At 60.4% G+C, this 17172-nt stretch carries 15 protein-coding genes and 1 pseudogene; 4 read left to right on the top strand and 12 right to left on the bottom strand.

Translation table 11 applies throughout. The features are described from left to right. Nucleotides 1-5: 5 nt before the first annotated feature. From X760_RS68940 to X760_RS68925, 4 genes are all read left to right on the top strand, one after another. Nucleotides 6-1211 (top strand): mandelate racemase/muconate lactonizing enzyme family protein, encoded by a 1206-nt coding sequence (locus X760_RS68940; protein ID WP_023722159.1) that lies wholly within the window; start codon nt 6-8, stop codon nt 1209-1211. 39 nt (nt 1212-1250) lie between these two features. Continuing rightward, nucleotides 1251-2234 (top strand): sugar ABC transporter substrate-binding protein, encoded by a 984-nt coding sequence (locus X760_RS68935; protein ID WP_031194996.1) that lies wholly within the window; start codon nt 1251-1253, stop codon nt 2232-2234. Nucleotides 2235-2438: 204 nt separating this feature from the next. Further along, nucleotides 2439-3419 carry an ABC transporter permease gene (locus X760_RS68930; protein ID WP_031194994.1) on the top strand — a complete coding sequence of 327 codons (981 nt, stop codon included), beginning with the start codon at nt 2439-2441 and terminating at the stop codon, nt 3417-3419. A gap of 2 nt (nt 3420-3421) precedes the next feature. Then, a complete protein-coding gene (locus X760_RS68925) occupies nt 3422-4153 on the top strand; it encodes an ATP-binding cassette domain-containing protein (protein ID WP_031194992.1) in 732 nt (243 codons plus the stop codon). Nucleotides 4154-4205: 52 nt separating this feature from the next. Here the strand turns inward: X760_RS68925 and X760_RS68920 are convergent, their stop codons facing one another. From X760_RS68920 to X760_RS0139685, 12 genes and pseudogenes are all read right to left on the bottom strand, one after another. Further along, nucleotides 4206-5204, bottom strand: coding sequence for a sugar-binding transcriptional regulator (locus X760_RS68920; RefSeq protein ID WP_023722155.1), 999 nt, complete (start codon nt 5202-5204; stop codon nt 4206-4208). A gap of 99 nt (nt 5205-5303) precedes the next feature. Beyond that, a complete protein-coding gene (locus X760_RS68915; protein WP_023722154.1) occupies nt 5304-6359 on the bottom strand; it encodes a hypothetical protein in 1056 nt (351 codons plus the stop codon). After that, entirely contained in the window at nt 6360-7442 is a 1083-nt protein-coding gene (ugpC, locus tag X760_RS68910) for a sn-glycerol-3-phosphate ABC transporter ATP-binding protein UgpC (protein WP_023722153.1), read from the bottom strand. It abuts the gene before it with no gap. A gap of 80 nt (nt 7443-7522) precedes the next feature. Beyond that, entirely contained in the window at nt 7523-8848 is a 1326-nt protein-coding gene (locus X760_RS68905; RefSeq protein WP_023722152.1) for an iron-containing alcohol dehydrogenase, read from the bottom strand. Next, nucleotides 8841-10370, bottom strand: coding sequence for an FGGY-family carbohydrate kinase (locus X760_RS68900; RefSeq protein WP_023722151.1), 1530 nt, complete (start codon nt 10368-10370; stop codon nt 8841-8843). Before X760_RS68900 ends, X760_RS68905 begins: the two co-directional genes overlap by 8 nt. Before the next feature lie 65 nt (nt 10371-10435). Further along, on the bottom strand, nt 10436-11965 hold the full coding sequence (locus X760_RS68895; protein ID WP_023722150.1) for an extracellular solute-binding protein: 1530 nt from the start codon (nt 11963-11965) through the stop codon (nt 10436-10438). Nucleotides 11966-12012: 47 nt separating this feature from the next. Continuing rightward, nucleotides 12013-12912 (bottom strand): carbohydrate ABC transporter permease, encoded by a 900-nt coding sequence (locus X760_RS68890; protein WP_023722149.1) that lies wholly within the window; start codon nt 12910-12912, stop codon nt 12013-12015. After that, entirely contained in the window at nt 12912-13823 is a 912-nt protein-coding gene (locus X760_RS68885) for a sugar ABC transporter permease (protein ID WP_245278732.1), read from the bottom strand. Before X760_RS68885 ends, X760_RS68890 begins: the two co-directional genes overlap by 1 nt. A gap of 859 nt (nt 13824-14682) precedes the next feature. Continuing rightward, nucleotides 14683-15363, bottom strand: a complete 681-nt coding sequence (locus X760_RS68880) for an amino acid ABC transporter permease (RefSeq protein ID WP_023722147.1) — start codon at nt 15361-15363, stop codon at nt 14683-14685. Nucleotides 15364-15382: 19 nt separating this feature from the next. Next, nucleotides 15383-16099, bottom strand: coding sequence for an amino acid ABC transporter permease (locus X760_RS68875; RefSeq protein WP_031194989.1), 717 nt, complete (start codon nt 16097-16099; stop codon nt 15383-15385). 69 nt (nt 16100-16168) lie between these two features. Then, nucleotides 16169-16996: a transporter substrate-binding domain-containing protein gene (locus tag X760_RS68870; protein WP_023722145.1), complete on the bottom strand. Its 828-nt coding sequence runs from the start codon at nt 16994-16996 to the stop codon at nt 16169-16171. A gap of 24 nt (nt 16997-17020) precedes the next feature. Next, a pseudogene (locus tag X760_RS0139685) lies at nt 17021-17172 on the bottom strand (amino acid ABC transporter ATP-binding protein); the annotation flags it as partial.

Below are 17172 nucleotides of genomic sequence, written 5' to 3'. Positions count from 1 at the left end.
GCGCGATGAAGATCACGAAACTGGAAACGCTGCGGCTCAAGGAGCGGCCGAACCTTCTCTGGGTCCTGGTTCACACGGACGAAGGCCTCGTTGGGCTGGGCGAGACCTTCTTCATGGCCGAAACCGTCGAGACCTATCTGCACGAATATGTCGCGCCGTGCGTGATCGGGCGCAACCCCTTGCAGATCGACCTGCTTGCCGCCGATCTCGTCGGCTATCTCGGTTTCCGATCGACGGGCGCGGAAGTCAGGGGCAACTCCGCTTTCGATATCGCACTGTGGGATCTGTTCGGAAAGGCGACGGGTCAGCCGATCGCACAACTCCTCGGCGGTTTCACCCGGCACGAGATCAGGACCTACAACACCTGTGCCGGTACCGAATACATCAAGAAGACCACCGGCCAGACGACGGCCAATTACGGGCTCGATAAGCCCGGCGACGCCTATGATGATCTGAACGGCTTCCTTCACCGCGCCGACGAACTGGCGCATTCGTTGTTGGAGGAAGGCATCACGGCCATGAAGATCTGGCCCTTCGACATGGCCGCCGAGAAAACGCGCGGCTTGTATATTTCGCAGCCTGATTTGAATTCCGCGCTGGCGCCATTCGAGAAAATCCGCAATGCGGTCGGCGACAAGATGGACATCATGGTTGAATTCCATTCAATGTGGCAGCTGCTGCCGGCCATGCAGATCGCCCGCGAGCTTGCCCCCTACAAGACCTTCTGGCACGAAGATCCGATCAGGATGGACAGCCTGTCCAGCCTGAAACGCTATGCCGAGGCTTCGCTGGCGCCGATATCGGCTTCGGAGACGCTCGGTTCCCGGTGGGCCTTCCGTGACCTTCTCGAGACCGGGGCGGCCGGCGTCATTATGCTCGATATCAGCTGGTGCGGCGGGCTCTCGGAGGCGCGCAAGATCGCTGCCATGGCTGAAGCATGGCACCTGCCGGTCGCGCCACACGACTGCACCGGTCCAGTTGTGCTCGGCGCATCGACCCACCTGGCGCTCAATGCGCCGAACGCGCTCGTCCAGGAGAGTGTCAGGGCCTTCTACAAGACCTGGTACCGCGACCTTGTGACCGCTTTGCCGCAGGTGAAGAACGGCAAGATCACCGTGCCTTCCGGACCGGGCCTCGGCATGGAACTGAACCCGGAGATCGATCGCGCCTTCACCGCGCTTCGACGGGTGACCGACGCATCGACTCTCTGAAAATGAACCTGAAGCAGCTTTCTACGGAGGAGGAGAACCATGAAGAAGCTACTTATCTCGGCAGCCTTGGGAGCAGTACTGGCTGGAGGCTCGGCAATCGGCTCACGCGCGCAGGAGCCGATGAAAATCGTCTTCACACATCATTCGTCGGCGTCAAACCCGTTCTGGCAAGCTGTGAAGAAGGGGTTTGACGACGCCTGCGCCAAGATCCAGGCCAATTGCCAGATGGTCTTCACGCAGACCGAAGGCTCGATCGAGCAACAATCGGCCAACATGCAGGCGGCGCTCGCGGCAAACCCGGACGCGCTGATCACCTCGATCGTCGACAACAATGCCTTCGACCAGATCATCGGCGACGCCCGCGCTGCCGGCGTCACGGTCATCGCATCCAATGTCGACGACACCGAGGGAGCAGCCGGCAATGCCCGCCAGGCTTTCATCGGCCAGGGCTTCATTCCCGCCGGCTACGAACTCGGCAAGAAGATGTCCGAGTTCTTCCCCAAGGAAGGCAAGATCAGGGCCCTCGTCGGCGTCTCCGCGCCCGGTCAGAACTGGTCGGAACAGCGCGCTGCCGGCGTCATGAAGTTCCTTGAGGAATACAAGGCCGCGAATGGCGGACGCGAAGTGGTCATTGAACGGCTCGACACCGGCACAGACGGCGCCGTCGTCGCCGATCGTGTTGGCGCCTATCTGTCTGCCCACCCGGACACCACGGTGTATTTCGACACCGGCCTTTGGCATGCCTACGTCGCCCAGGTACTGATCGATCGCGGCATCGAGCCGGGCAAGGTGCTGATGGGCGGCTTTGATATCGTCTCGGAAGTCCTGCAACAGATGGAAGCGGGTTATATCCAGGTCCAGGTCGACCAGCAGCCCTACATGCAGGGCTTCATGCCGGTGATGGAAGCCTATCTCGCCAAGAACGTCGGTCTGCTGCCGGCAGACATCGACACCGGCAAGGGCATCATCGTCAAGGAAGACGTGCCAAAGCTCAAGGAACTGGCCGCAAAGGGCGTGCGGTAGGCACGAAGCCGGCGTCCTCTCCTCGTTCTTACGGGGAGAGGTCGGCTGGACAAGGGGGAGGGCCAGGCAACACGGTCTTGGGCGTTGGCTCCGTCCCCATCCTCCAGCGGCATCTCCCCCGTCAAGGGCGGTAGAAGACAGACTGCCGCCATCCCCTTTGCCGATGCGATAACCAGCGGAAACGATCCCGAGCCGGAGCGAATGATGAAGCGTTTGATGAAGATTTATCTGGAGAAGCCGGAGCTTGCGGCGGTCGTGTTCCTGCTCCTGCTCCTCATTGTCTTTCAGATTCGCTCGAACGGCGTATTTTTGAACACACAGAACCTTCGCGGAATGCTTGGGCTGCTGCCCGAAATGGGGCTGGTCGCGATCGGCGTGACCCTGCTGATGATATGCGGTGAGTTTGATCTTTCGGTGGGCTCGGTCTTTGCGCTGACCCCGATGACCATGGCGGTGATGCTCGCGGCAGGCGTTCCGTTCGCGCCGGCCTTTGCCGCCGGCCTCGCGATCGCTGCCCTCATCGGCTTCTTCAACGGGTTCATAACGATTCGTTTCGCGATACCAAGCTTCATCACCACGCTTGGTATGCTGTTCATCGCGCGTTCGCTGACGGTGGTAATCTCCGGCGGCTTCCCTCCTGTCATACCAGCTAACGCTCTGCCCAAATGGCTGTTTACGGTCTATGTGGGACCGGGCGACCTCTTTCGCATGTCGTTCTTCTGGTTTCTCGCCGTGGCAATCCTGGTGACCGTGCTCCTGTCGCACACGAATTTCGGCAACTGGGTGCGCGCCACCGGCGGCTTTCTGCCCGCCGCGCAATCGATGGGCATCCCGACGGCCCGGGTGAAGGTCGCCTGCTTCATGATCTGTTCGGTGCTCGCCGGCTTTGCCGGTACCATTCAGGTGATGCGGCTCGGCGCCCCGCTGCCGTCGATCGGCGAGGGGCTGGAGCTGCAGGCCGTGTCGGCTGCCGTCATCGGTGGCGCCTCGTTGGCTGGTGGCATCGGCACCATCTTCGGCGGCATCATCGGGGCTGCCCTTATCCGCGTCATCGACAACGGACTGGTGCTGAGCCAGGTTGACGCCAACTGGTTCAAGATGGCGATCGGCTTTCTGACTATCTTCGCGGTCGTCATGAACGCATGGCTTCGAAAGCGGGGCAGGGCAATGAAGGTGGAGACCTGATCATGGCGGCGCCCATCATCGCGATCAAGGGACTCCAGAAATGGTATTCCGGCGTCCACGCCTTGAAAAACGTTACGCTGGATATCTATCCCGACGAGGCACTGGGCCTCGTCGGCGACAATGGCGCCGGCAAATCGACGCTGATCAACATCCTCTCAGGCACCCAAAAGCCCGATGGCGGCGAGATCAGGATCGAAGGTGAACCGGTCCGCTTCTCTAACCCGCGCGACGCCATGGAACGCGGCATCGAGACGATCTACCAGTACAATTCCATGGTCCCGACCATGACCATCGCCCGCAACGTTTTCATCGGACGCGAGCCGGTGAAGGGTTCGGTTTTCGGTATCGGCATCCTGGACCAGAAGCGCATGCGTGACGAAAGCGTCAAGGCGATCGCCGACGTCGACCTGCATCTGCGGTCGCCCGACGCGCTGGTCGGCGAACTGTCGGGCGGCCAGCGCCAAGGCGTGGCGATCGCCCGGGCCATGCACTTCAAGTCGAAAGTCATGATTCTCGACGAGCCAACCAACCATCTCTCGGTGAAGGAAACGCGAAAGGTGATCGGCTTCGTTCGTGGCCTCAAGGCCCAGAACATCACTAGCGTCTTCATCAGCCACAACATGCATCATGTTTTCGAATGCTGTGACCGGGTCGTGGCGATGGCGCGCGGAGAGATCGTTCTGGACAAGCCGATCGGCGAGACTTCGATCGAGGAAATCCACGAGGTGCTGTGACGTGAAGAAGCAATCACTCGCGAGCCACTCTGCTGGTGGAGATCAGTCTGCGCTACGGCTTTTCCGTAAGGATCGCCTCAGCGGTTTTCTCGTCGGTGATCAGCACATCGACGACACCCAAGCGCAACACGGCGCGCAGCACCGGAACCTTGTCGAGGCCGCCGGAGGGCAGGATCACAGTGTCGACGTCGCGCAGATGTTCGGGGGCGAGGCCGATGACGCGACTGTTTAGCGGGTGATCGACCAGTTGTCCGTCGGCGCCGATCCAGTGGCCGCAAATATCGCCGACAGCTCCGGCTTGGCGGAGCGATCTGAGATCATCGTCCCCTACCAGTCCGATCCGAAAGATGGTGGCGTCCTTGTGCACCGCGCCTACCGAAACGAAAGCGGCGTCAACGTCGCGGGCATGGGTGAAAGCATCTTCCAGAATTGACTGGCGCATAAGCAGATCGCGTGTGGCCTCGGTATCCGTGAACACCGGTGCTGCGATGTAGAAGCATTCCGCGTCGAAGAGCGCCGCGAGCCGGGAAGCGATCTCGTAGATGTTGATCGCCGATCCACGTGTAAGCCCGCCAAGCAGGGAAACGATCGACATTCCTTTGACCGGGCGCACGGTCACCGACCGCAGACTGAGCTGGAGCGTCCGCCCCCATCCCACGCCCACCGATATCCCGTCACGGATTCTAAGTGACAGGGCTTCGCCGGCGGCGGCTGCGATGACCTGTGGCACCAGAGCAGGATCCGGCGGTGTCGGGACCACGATTGGATCCGAGACACCATAGGCGTCCCGCAGCCGGTTCTCCAACTCGATGCAGTTCGCCACCTTGGAATTGATGCGAATCTGAACGATCCCCCGCTGGCGCGCATGCGCCAGCATCCGGTTGACGCGAAGGCGGGTCAGGCCAAGAGACTTGGCGATTTGCGCCTGGGTGAGGTCACCGACATAAGCAAGCCAGGCGGCGCGCACGAGCAGCCCTTCCTCGCGATCGGCCGTGACGGAACTCGTTACGGCTTGGCGGCCGTCGCGTTTCTTTCGTGCTGGTTTCTCCATCAGATCATCCTGTCCACTCCGCGGCAGCGGGTTCAGAGCGGGCTCGGCCGAGCCATGTGCTCATCGATATGAGGCATCAATCGAGTTTCCCCGGCTCCGCTAGCCTCGATGATAGCGGTCGAAGGACAAAACCAGCGGAGCATCATGGCAAATCGCGTCGATGATGGCAGTCGTCAGCGGCAGGCGATCATGGGGAAGTACACCCCGGCCCATCATATTCTTCAAAGCCTGACCAAGGTCCAGCGCCAGTTGCGCCCCCTCAACCGTGTCCGAACTCATATGTTCGCGCTTCGCCACGGAATAGGGCAGGCCGCGGCCGAGCAGGCGTCCCATGCGACCGTTACGGCCCGCCTGGCAGGTCACATAAAGATCGCCGGAGCCGGCCAGCCCCAGCACTGTTTCGATTTTTCCACCCAGAGCTTCGACCAGAATCGCCATCTCGGCGAGGGACTGCGAGAAAAGCGACGAGGCAAGGTTGTGCATGAGCGCACCGTTGGGCGCCTTGCCGTCTCGCTCAAGCAGCCCGACGGGAGCCCCAACGGCGAGTGTATAGAAGTTCTTGAAAGCGGCGCAGATCTCGACGCCAATGAGATCGGATGATGGTCGCGCATGATAGAAAGGCGCGCGCAGGATGCGTGACGCCGCGGCCAGCTGGTCGGGATCGTGCCCAGCCACGATCACGGAGGTATCGCGCTGTGCGGCCAGTTCGCCGGCAATGCAAGGTCCGCCGACGGCCATCACCGAGATCGACAAGCCAGTACGTTGCTCAATCTCGCGGGCAAGCAGATGCGGCAGGATTTCGATGCCTTCCTCGCTCGCGGCGAGTCCTTTCGTAATCATAAGTATCGGCATGGGCGACTTGATGCTTTCAGCAATGCGGTCGATCGCCCAAGGAACGCCGGCCGACGAGACGCCGAGTACAAGCAGGTCGGCTCCATCGTTCATCGCCGTCCCGAATTCGGTCCAGGAACAGGCGGCTACCGCGTCAGGCAGAGTGATGTTGAGGCGAGGGTGATGACCTGTGTCGGCCACAGAGCTGACGATCTCCTCGTCGAGATGGGTGCCGACAAGAGTGATGCGGTTACCCGCGTGAGCGGCCGGAAGCGTCATCGCAGAGCCCATGACGCCAGCGCCGAGGATAATGATCTTCGCCATTCAGCTTCTTTCCTTGTCCAGCCGCTCGCCGCTGCCTTGGTCGAACAGGTGGATTCGCTCAGGCGCTGGCTCCAGGTGGATCACAGCTCCAGGAGAGAGCTCCATGCGGTCATGCAGCACCGAGCAGATCGCAATGTTGCCCATGGCGGCAAAGATATGGATTTCGGGGCCAGTCGGCTCGACAACCGTAATTCTCGCCGGGATGCCGCGCCCGTCTGCCACAGGTCGAAGATGTTCGGGCCGAATGCCATAGATCACCTTTTGGCCGGGCCGGACCGCAGCCTCTGGCGGAAGCGGGAGGGATAGCTCGTCGGTCCGCACCACCCAGGCGTCGCGCTCGGAAGCCACCTCGCCATGGAACATGTTCATTGCGGGCGAGCCGATGAAGGAGGCGACGAAGAGGTTTGCCGGGCGATCGTAGACATCAAGCGGGCGCCCGATCTGCTCGATCTGGCCGTCGCGCATGATGACGATGACATCGGCCATGGTCATGGCCTCGATTTGGTCATGCGTGACATACACGGTGGTGGTCTTCAGCCGCTGGTGGAGCTCCTTGATTTCCGTGCGCATTTGCACGCGCAGCTTGGCGTCGAGGTTGGACAGCGGCTCGTCGAACAGGAAGACAGTTGGGTCTCGCACGATAGCGCGACCCATGGCGACGCGTTGCCGCTGGCCGCCCGAAAGCTGGCGGGGATATCGTTCCAGATAAGGGGTCAGATTGAGGATCGATGCCGCCCATCCGACCTTCTGTTTGATTTCTTCGTTGGGGCGTTTCTTCAACTGCATGGAAAACGCCATGTTGTCGAAGACGGTCATATGCGCGTAAAGCGCGTAATTCTGGAAGACCATCGCGATATTGCGGTCTTTGGGATGAAGTGTGTTGACGACCCTGTCTCCTATCGTGATCTCACCGGACGTGATGGGCTCGAGCCCGGCTATCATGCGCAACAGTGTGGACTTGCCGCACCCGGACGGCCCCAACAGAACGACGAACTGGCCATCCTCGATCGAGAGATCGAGTCCATCGATAATCGAGAGGGCGCCATAGTCTTTCTTTATGTTGCTGATGGTGACAGACGCCATAAATTGTTATCCTTCGATTGCCCTTGCCGGTTGGGTTCAACTTTCGCCATGCGAGTCATTGGCGACGGTCGGATGCGGTCTCACCATTCGCTCTCCAGAAACTCCTCCAGCAGCCCTGCATCGGCGGCCAGATTGACAAAGGACCATCGGCCACGGATTTCCCGCGAATAGCGAATGGCGTCGTGCCAAAGCGCGCGCGGCAGGCCTAGTTCTGTGCCGGTGACCGGCCCCCCGGCAGCCTTGAGTGCTGCCTCCATGCGGGCAACCGGCATCGCCATCGGCCGAACCTCCTGGCGCAGTGCCGGCCAGATTTCCGCAAGCCTGCGGTTGAAGATTTCCGTCTGGCGGGCGTCGAGTGCCGTCTTCTTCATCTCGGCAATGCAAAGTGGTCCAAGTTGTGCCCCATAGCGGGCCAGCATCGCCGCCTCGTCGATGGCGGTCGGCTTCACCTGCGGTGGCTCTTTCATGTCCAGCAGCCGCGCTTGCAGACGCGCCATGACCATCGAGGCAACCCCCACCTGCTGACCGTGCGTGGTGCCGGGATGATGGTCTTGCGCGAACATGTCGACCCAATGGGAAATCTGGTGCTCTCCCATGGATCCAGGATGGGAAACGCCGGCAAAGCACACACCCATCGAGCACAGCGTCAAGACGCGCTGGAGATGCCCGACAGCGGTGACGTCATGCCTGGCAAGGCCAGGCGCATGGGCCAGCATCGGTCCCTCATCGCCCGCCTGCAGCAGGTAGGGCACGGCAGAATAGTAGGTGTCGAACAGCCGATGCGAAGCCCACCAATCGATCTGGGCGGTGGGACGACACAGGCTGTCACCGAGCCCAGCGGCGCTGAGCCAGGCGGGCGCTGCGGCCGAAACGCCAAGGTCCAGGAAGATGCCCCGCGGCGCGTGCGAGGGCAGCGAGATCTTGAGCCCTGAAGCCAAGGTCACCGACGCTGTCGAAGCGCCATAGCCATTCATCGAGGCGGCCGTGCCGAAGACGGCATAGGGCCGCTCGTCGAGGAAGGTTGCATGCTTGCAGCTGTCGTTGAGGACGCCAGACCCGACGGCCACGACCCCGTCGGCGTGACGCGTCTTCTCCCTGACCATTTGGATCGTTGCCTCATCGCAGTCGAGGCCGTCAGGCAGCACGATTTCACTGATGTCGGCGATGGCGCGCAGCGCCTTCGCGACGCGCCGGCCCATCACATCGACGGTGTTGACATCGGACACAACAGCGATGCGACGGCCGAGCGCCAGGGGCGCAACGAGATCCGCCTCGCGGCCCTCCGTCGTCTCCAGCAATTCGATCGTCTGGAACGGCAGGATCGTGGCCGCGCCGGTCTTGGGATCTGTCCAGCGTCCCGCGACAACGTCCTCGATCAACGCGTTCCAGTTGGTCGTTTCAGCCATGATCGGCCTCCATGAAGGCCGCGAGGCGCTGGTTCCAGGCTGAAAGCGTTGGCCAAAGATCGGCATGGATCGCAAGAAGTTCGGCGTAGAGCTCGGCCCGTCTCGTGTCCGGTTCGAAGGTTTTGGCCGGCTCGCTGGCCATTGCCAAGGACGCTTCGGCGATGGTGGAAAACCAGCCCACGCCCTTTGCCGCCGCCATCGCCGCGCCAAGCGAGGAGGCTTCCACCGTCGTCGAACGCTTTATGGGACGATCGAGTGCATCCGCCAGAATTTGCATCCACAGGTCGGACTTCGCTCCTCCACCGATGGCTATGAACTGATCGATGGTCTGGGCGGCAGCCGCAGCGGCCCGCTGACTTGTCGCGGCCTGATGCAGCGCTATGCCTTCCAGCACGGCGCGATAGATGTCGCCGCGGCGGCTGGAGCCGGATAGCCCGGCAATCACACCACGGGCCGCGCTATCCCAGTGCGGGTCCATGACGCCCTGCCAGTAGGGCAGGAGCATTATGCCGCCTGCGCCGATCGGGCTGGCAGCGGCTTCGGCCTCGAGCGCCTCCAGAGCATCGCTTGCGCCATGCAGATCGACGCCAAGCATTTCGCGCGCCATCCAGTCGACGAGAAAAGTGCCGGCGCGAAGGCACGTCTCATAGATATAGCCGTCATCGGCGACCGCCGTCTCGGTGCGGAAGGCCTGGTCGTGGACGTAGTCCGTGCCGAAGCTGCCGGAGACGACCGCTGTGCCGAGGTTGATGTAAGCGCATCGCGGCTGCAACACACCAGCGCCCGTTCCGGCGCATTGACCGTCGCCGCCGCCGGCGACGATCGGCGTGCCCTCGCGCAGGCCGGTCGAAATGGCCGCTTCCGAAGTCAGTTGGCCCAGAACGGTGCCGGGCCTTGCCAGGTCCGGCATCATGCGCCGGGCGATGCCCGCTGCGGCGAGTATTTCGTTCGACCAGTCCATAGCTCGCATATCGAGTATGCCCATCGGGTCGGCGGATGCGGTGGACGTCACCCACCGGCCGCTCAAGCGAAAGACCAGATAACCGTGGACTTCGGCCATTCGCTCCACGCGGGCAAAAACCTCGGGCTCTTCCTCGCGAAACCAGATCATGCGGTAAAGGCAAGGAATGACGTCCAGCGGCTTGCCGGATATTGCGTGGACGCGTGCCGCGCCGAAGCTCTCGCCGAAGCGGCGTGCTTTCCGCCGGGCGCGCTCATCGAGCCAGAGCGTTGCCGGCCCGACGGCCTGGCCCTGCTCGTCGAAAAGGCCGAAGCTCTCGCGTTGGTTGGCAATCGCAAGGGCGGCAATGCGTGCGGGCGAAACTGTTGCCGCGACAGAACGAAGCGCCGTGACCGTCGAGGCCCACCATTCGGCCGGATCCTGCTCGAAATAGCCCGAACGCGGGTTGGACATTGCAAGCGGTGCACGACCTTCAGCCACGGCCAGACCATTGCGGTCCCAGGCGATCGCCTTGGTTGCCGAGGTCGAGGAATCGATGCCGATGACGAGATCCGGAACCATTGCCGCCACATTGCCAAACGGCGAGGGCGGCCGAAGCCGCCTTCGCCCAAATCACCGACTAGCCGCTAAAGACCGGCATCCTTGACTTTGCCGTCGACAATGCCGGCAATGGCATCCAGGCATGCCTTGGCGTCGCCGCCATAGTCTTGGCCCGTAAGCAATTTGCCGAGTTCAACCGGGATGTCGTTGTTCGACAGATCCGCCCAGATCGGCATGTCCGGCTCCGATCCCATCTGGTTGTCGATAGTGTATTTGATCGCCTCGAAATGGCGTGTCGTTCCGGGCCCGACAACAGCCTTCGCCTTGACCCGAGGATCTGTAAAAGAGGAATTGCGCATCGGCGAGGCGCCGCCGCCGAGCGTCGATACCCGCGCCATCACATCCTTCGAGCAGACCCACTGCATGAACAGCCATGCTGCTTCCTTGTTCTTGGAATATTGCGACAGCGAGATCGTCGAGCCACCTTGGTGGCCGACGGCCGGGATTTCGTTGAAGCCGCAATCGGCGGCGGCGCGGCGGCCAGGAACCTCCTTGGGCGCGGGCAGGGCCTCGAACAGGCCTTTGACCTTGGAATCGTTGGCGTCGAAGCCGGGGAAATCCTCGCCCCAGGTGATTGCCATGGCGGCCTGACCCTGTGTCAACGCCTGTCCCTGACCGTCCCAGGTCCAAGTCGTCGCCGAGGGCGGCGAGTTTTTGACCAGCTCCTGATAGAATTGCAGTCCGGCCACGCCGCGCTCGTCATTGCCGACAAACTTCTTGTCCTTGTTGAAGATCGAACCGCCATGGCCCCACAATGCGAAGGTCCAGTCGCATTCCAGCGAATAGTGGCCGGACTTCGCCTGGCACGCTGTGCCGAAGATGCCGTTGCTTTTTTCTGCCTCTGTGAGCGCCTGCACGGCCTTGAGGTAGGCGTCGAGATCTGTCGGCAGCGCAATATTGTGTTTGTCGAAAAGATCCTTGCGGTACATCAGGATGAAGATCGGAATATCGAATGGAATTCCGCACTGTTTGCCGTTGTACATGGCGATGCCGTCGACCAGCGGCTTGGAGAAATCGTCCCAGTCGAAGTTGGGCATCGCCAGTTCTTTGTTCTGGTCATAATACTCGCGCGGATCGACGACATCCTGTGCAAATGTCGCCATCCAGGACTGGTCGAGATAGTAGACGTCGTAGGTGCCAAGCTGGCCCTGCACGTCTTGCGTGGCCTTGGCGAGAACCTGCTCCAGCGGCACGATCTCGACTTCCACCTCAATGCCGGTTGCCTTGGTGAATTCACCCGCGACAAGCTGGTTGGCCACGATCGTTGGCGGCGTCGCTTCCGAAGTGTAGCGGATTTTGGTGCCGGCGTATGGTTTGCCGACGTCGGCCAGCCACTTCAGCATATCGGCGTCCTGGGCGCGGGCTTCTTCAACCCCGAGGCCCAGCATCCCCCGATTGGTGCGGCCACCACCTAGCATAGCCGATCCGAAGGCAGAAAAGCCGACACCAGCGAGCGCCATCTTCCTCATGAAGTCGCGTTTGGTTATTCGGCGCGCCGTAAAGTCATTGCAGGTATCGGCGACGAATGTCTTCTTGTCGTGTTCTCTGAAGCTCATGATCGTTCCTCCGTTGCGTTTTTGTCGTCGTTCTTCTCGCCTGCGCCTCACTCCTTCAGGGACCCGAGGGTGAGGCCGCGGACCAGATGCCGTTGAACCAGCAGGATAAAGATGAAGCTGGGTATGATCGCAGACGTGCCGAGCGCTGTGATGTAGCCCCACTCGGTCGCGGTCGAGGTGACAAAGGTGGAGATCTTCACCGGCACAGTGCGGATCGACGTTGTCAGGAACAGTGAGAGCAGGAACTCGGTCCACGAAAAGATGAAACACAGCACAGCCGTCGCAGCGATGCCGCCCTTGACCATGGGAAGGACCACGCGTCGGAACGTCTGCCAGCGCGTCGCGCCGTCAATCAGCGCCGCCTCGTCAACCTCGCGCGGAACATCGTCGAAGAACGACTTCAAAAGCAAAACCGCCAGCGGCAGGTTGATCAAACTGTGAACGAGGATGAGCCCCGTATAAGTATCGCGTAAGCCGAGATCGCGGAACATGAAAACGATCGGAATGACGATCGCGATTGGCGGCATGAAGCGCTGCGAGAGAATCCAGAACAGGAAGGACTGCTGGCCGCTGAACTGCATTCGCGACAGGCAATAGGCGGCCAGAGTGGCCAGCAGCAGCGTCAGCGCCGTCGATCCGACGGCTATGACGGCGCTGTCGAGCAGCGACTGGCGGGAATCGTAGGAGCTGGCGCCACCCTTGATGACCCCGGCCGCCTCGCCGCCCTGTTCCATGCCGATGTCGACGCGCGAAACGCCAAGCAAGGTCACACGGTAATTGTCCGGCGTCGGCGTGAAATCGACGTAGACCGGTCCGCTGCGGTCGAAGATCGCCGAATAGGGTTTGATGGACGACAGCGCCCACCACGCGATCGGGAACATGAAGATCGCCACCACCAGGACGGCGAGCACGTCACGGGCGATGGTTTGGGCGCGCGACGACTCCATCAGAACCTCACCTTGAACAGCCTGACGAACAGGTTCGACACGACGATCAAGACGACGAGCACGATCAGCGACAGGGTCGCGGCATAGGGAAAGTCTCCGGTGAAATAGATACGGCCAGCGTAGAATGAAAGCGTCTCGGTGGCCGTGCCAGGCCCGCCGGCGGTGATGATGTAGACGTAGTCGTAGATGCGAAAGAGATCGACGCCGCGGATCAGCACCGCGACCGCTATCACCTTGCGCAGCATCGGCAATGTGAGCCGCAAGAACGTCTGGATGCCGCTGGCGCCGTCGATCGCCGCGGCTTCGAAAGGTTCCTTCGGCAGCGCCCTGAGCCCTGCCAGGATGATGAGCACCATGAACGGCGTCCATTGCCATATGTCTGCCAGCAGGATCGCCGCCAATGCGGTTCCGGGCTGCGTCAGGATCGGCTGCGCCGGCGAGATCAGGTCGACGCCATAGAGGTAGAACGACAGGACGCCGAAAGAGCCGTCCTGCATCAGCAGGAACATCATTCCGGTCACCGCAGGCGGCACCACCAGCGGCAGTGTCATCAGCGCCCGCAGCACCCCGTAACCTTTGCGATCGGTGTCAAGCAGAAGCGCGATGAGGATGCCGAGCGCAAGCTGAACCGCAAGCGCGACGAAGGTGTAGATCAGCGTGGTTTCCAGCGAATGCCACATACGCGCATCCGAGAAGGCGCGCGTCCATTGGTGGAGCCCGGCGAAGTCAAGCTGCCGGGAGACGACATTGCGTTTGTGAAACGATAGCCAGACCGAATAGGCGAGGGGATAGATGCCGAAAACGAGAAGCATCACCGTGATCGGCGCGAGCCAGGGGAAAGGATGCTCGGCCGTCATGAACCGGGGTAGCGCCCACCTGGAGGTCGGCCGCGTGAGGGCTGCGCTGCTCACGCGCAAGTCTCCGCTCGGTGACCGAGATGCATCGGCCTTCTCCCTATCGGCCAGATTGTGCCAACTTGAACTTTTGTAAGTTTGTTGTGCCTTTTGTTAAGAACGTGTCGGACGGCCGCCGATTTGTCAAGTCGGTTCCATCAGTGCTCAAGGGATTGCTCGCGGTCCCACGGGACGCCGTCATCGCCGGATATGGAGTTCCGTTTGTAGGGAACGCCGCTGGCAATGCCGTGTATCAGCATCAAAAGCGCGAGGGCCGCCGCCAACTTGGCGGCCCAAGAAGCTACGGAACGCGTCCAGGAGATTGGGAGGACACGCCGGGGCTTTTTGGACTCCCTCCGGGCCCATCATTGTCGCTATTTATCAATGGTTTAGCGCTATATTTTGGCTCAGTTAGCCAAGTCATAGCTGGCGAACCTTCGAGTAGCGCATTGATATTGTTGATTTATGGTGGGCTTCCGAGGACCGCCGGTCGATTTGCTGCGCAAATGGGAGACATAATCGAACGCGCGTTTCAGTTGAGGAGAAGCTGATCTTCCTACGGGTTGCCGCTATCGTCGGTACATGCGCAACGTTGCGTCGGGGCGATCGGTGGCTCCAGTCGGCATGAAGCCAGCCAGCAGCGCAAACAATGCGGTCAATCAAATCGCACCAAAATCATCTGTACATACATCGGCTACTCGGGTTTCGCCTCAAGCTTTTCATCTCCGAAAGAATTGTCTCCCAGGTGCGGCTCGATATCCGAAGCTTGGCGATTCTATCCCGCATCCTTATCACGTCCGCACCCTCAGCGCCTGCTCCAGCCTGTCGGCAATCTGGGTGACGATATAGGCAATCACCATGTAGATCACGACGGCAATCACGAAGGCTTCNCCAGCCTGTCGGCAATCTGGGTGACGATATAGGCAATCACCATGTAGATCACGACGGCAATCACGAAGGCTTCTAGGTAGTAGTAGTTCAGCGCGGCGGTCAATTGGGACTGGGCGAAGATATCGACAACCTCGATGGCGAACCCGAGGGAAAGCGCCTTCATGATGACCATCATCGAGGTTGTCAGGTCGGGAATTGCGGTGAGGGCCACCTGGGGAAATAGGATCCGTCGGAACAGTTGGCCGCTTGTATAACCGAGCGAATGGGCGGCGTCCGACTGACCGGTGTCGAAGGCGTTCAGGGCTCCTTTGATGATTTCCGCTTGGAACGCCGCAACGCAGCCGGTGACTGCAATGACAAGGATTACCCAGTTGGGCGTTTCGTGGGCGTTGAAGTTGATCGCGAGCAACGAGAGCAGGAACTGGAATGCCGGGGGCAGACCGAAATAGGCGAGGAAAATCACGATCACCATCGGAACGCCTTTGAAGACGACCTTATAGGCCATGATGAGCTGTCGCAGCACGGGGATCCGCCTATGTTCGACGAGCGCAAAAAGGCTGCCGACGATCGTGGACAGGATGAAAATCGTGAAAGCCATGCCGAGCGTCACGGGTACGGCGCCCAGAATTTCCTGCGAGTCCTGGAGCAGAATATCGGTATCAAACATGGTCGGATTACCCCTTACGTCACACGCTCGCGACGGCCGCGTTCTTGATCTGAGCTGTTGTCGTCGCCTCTGGCGCTTGCATTGGCGAGCGAAGCTCGAAGAAGCGCACGATGAGCCACGCGACGAGGCACATCAGCGAATAGATAACCGCCAGCACGAGGTACGTTTCGAACTGGTACTGGTTATAGTCGCGCTCCATGATCAAGTGCGCGGTCGCCATCACATCCGCTGCCCCGATGTACATGACCAGCGCAACGTTATGGATCAGGTAGATGATGGCGTTTCCATAGCCCGGCAATGCGAAGTGCACCGCTTGCGGGCCGACTACGCGGGTGATCTTCTGTCGGAAGGTATATCCCAGACTGTCGGCCGCATCATGCTGGCCGCGATCGACGGCCAGGTATGCAGGTCGCATGACTTCCGACAGATACCCTCCATGATAGAGGCTCAGCCCCACCATCGCAGCGATCGTTGCAGAAATAAAATCCTCGGCGCCGAACAGGATCACCAACAAGGGCAGCCCGTAGAACGCGACGAATAACTGCAGGACGACGGGAACACTCCGGGCATAGGACACGTAGAGGTCAGTCAGGTGACTGATCACCGGTATCCTCTGAACTCGGAGTGTTGTCGCGACGAGAGCCAAGCAAAAGCCGACGACCATGGCCGTAACGGTGATGGCGAGAGTCAGCGGCAACGCCGAGAGCAACTCGGGAATCATAGCAGAAACATCCACTTTGAAACGCTCCTTCTTGCAATTCAGCCTTACCGCTGGCTATCGCTACATGGTTGGGAAAAGGTCCTGTTACTTCATGTATTTGACGATGTCCTCGCCGAACCATTTCTGCGAGAGCTTTTCGATCGTGCCATCGTCTTTTAATTCCTTGAGAACCTTGTTCACATCGTCGGCTAAAACCTTGTTTTCGTCCGACCTATGAATCAGCATGTAGGTGTTGTTGCTGAAGACCGGATCGGACGCCACGATATCGAGCTTCTTTTCCTCGATGACGGTCTGCTCACCGAGATTCGAAGGCAGAACAAGCGCGTCGAATTTGCCGTTCTGAACTTCGTCCAATCGGTTGGGATAGGGAATACCGGCGCTCGATGCCGTAACATCAAGCTTGTATTGTGGATTTTCTTTTTGCCAGTTCATGATGAACTTGTAGGTGCCGCCGCCGGCCGTGGTCGGAACGATCCTCTTGCCGACCAGGTCCTTCATTTCCTTGATGCCGCTGCCTTTTTTGCTGTAGATCTTCATCAGGCTGGCGCCCATGGGGTTTTCCGGAATGAAGAACTGCTTGGCGCGCTCAGGGGATTTGTAGTAGCCACCGACGGCGATGTCGTACTTGCCCGTGGCGAGGCCGGTTTCCTGCGCGATATCCGAAACACCTTCCATTTCGAACTTATACTGCGGCAGCTTTGCGTTGATCGCTCTCAGAAGATCGGGTTCATAGCCTTGCGGCTCTACGCCGATCGCGCCCCATGCCAGCGGCTTGGATTCGGCAGACGTCGCGATCTTGATCGTGCGAACGGTCTGAGCATTGCTGATCCCCGCGGTTGCAAGAGCAATTGCGATGCCGCCGGCAACAGCCAGGGCAGCGCGACGGGAAAAACTGGATGTGATTGCAGACATTTCTTAGGTTCCCTTCTTGTTGAGCTATTGAAAAGCGAGTTCTGACTGCAGGAATTGAGCAAGTCGTGGGCTGGATGGTGCATCGAAGATCTCAGCTGGACTGCCATCGGCGGCAACCACGCCACGATCCATGAAGACGATCCGGTTCGAGATGTTCTTTGCGAATTGCATCTCGT

The sequence above is a fragment of the Mesorhizobium sp. LSHC420B00 genome (assembly GCF_000503055.1).
Classification (GTDB): Bacteria; Pseudomonadota; Alphaproteobacteria; order Rhizobiales; family Rhizobiaceae; genus Mesorhizobium.
Note: the sequence above shows the minus strand (reverse complement) of the source record. Positions and strands in the feature narration are given on the sequence as shown.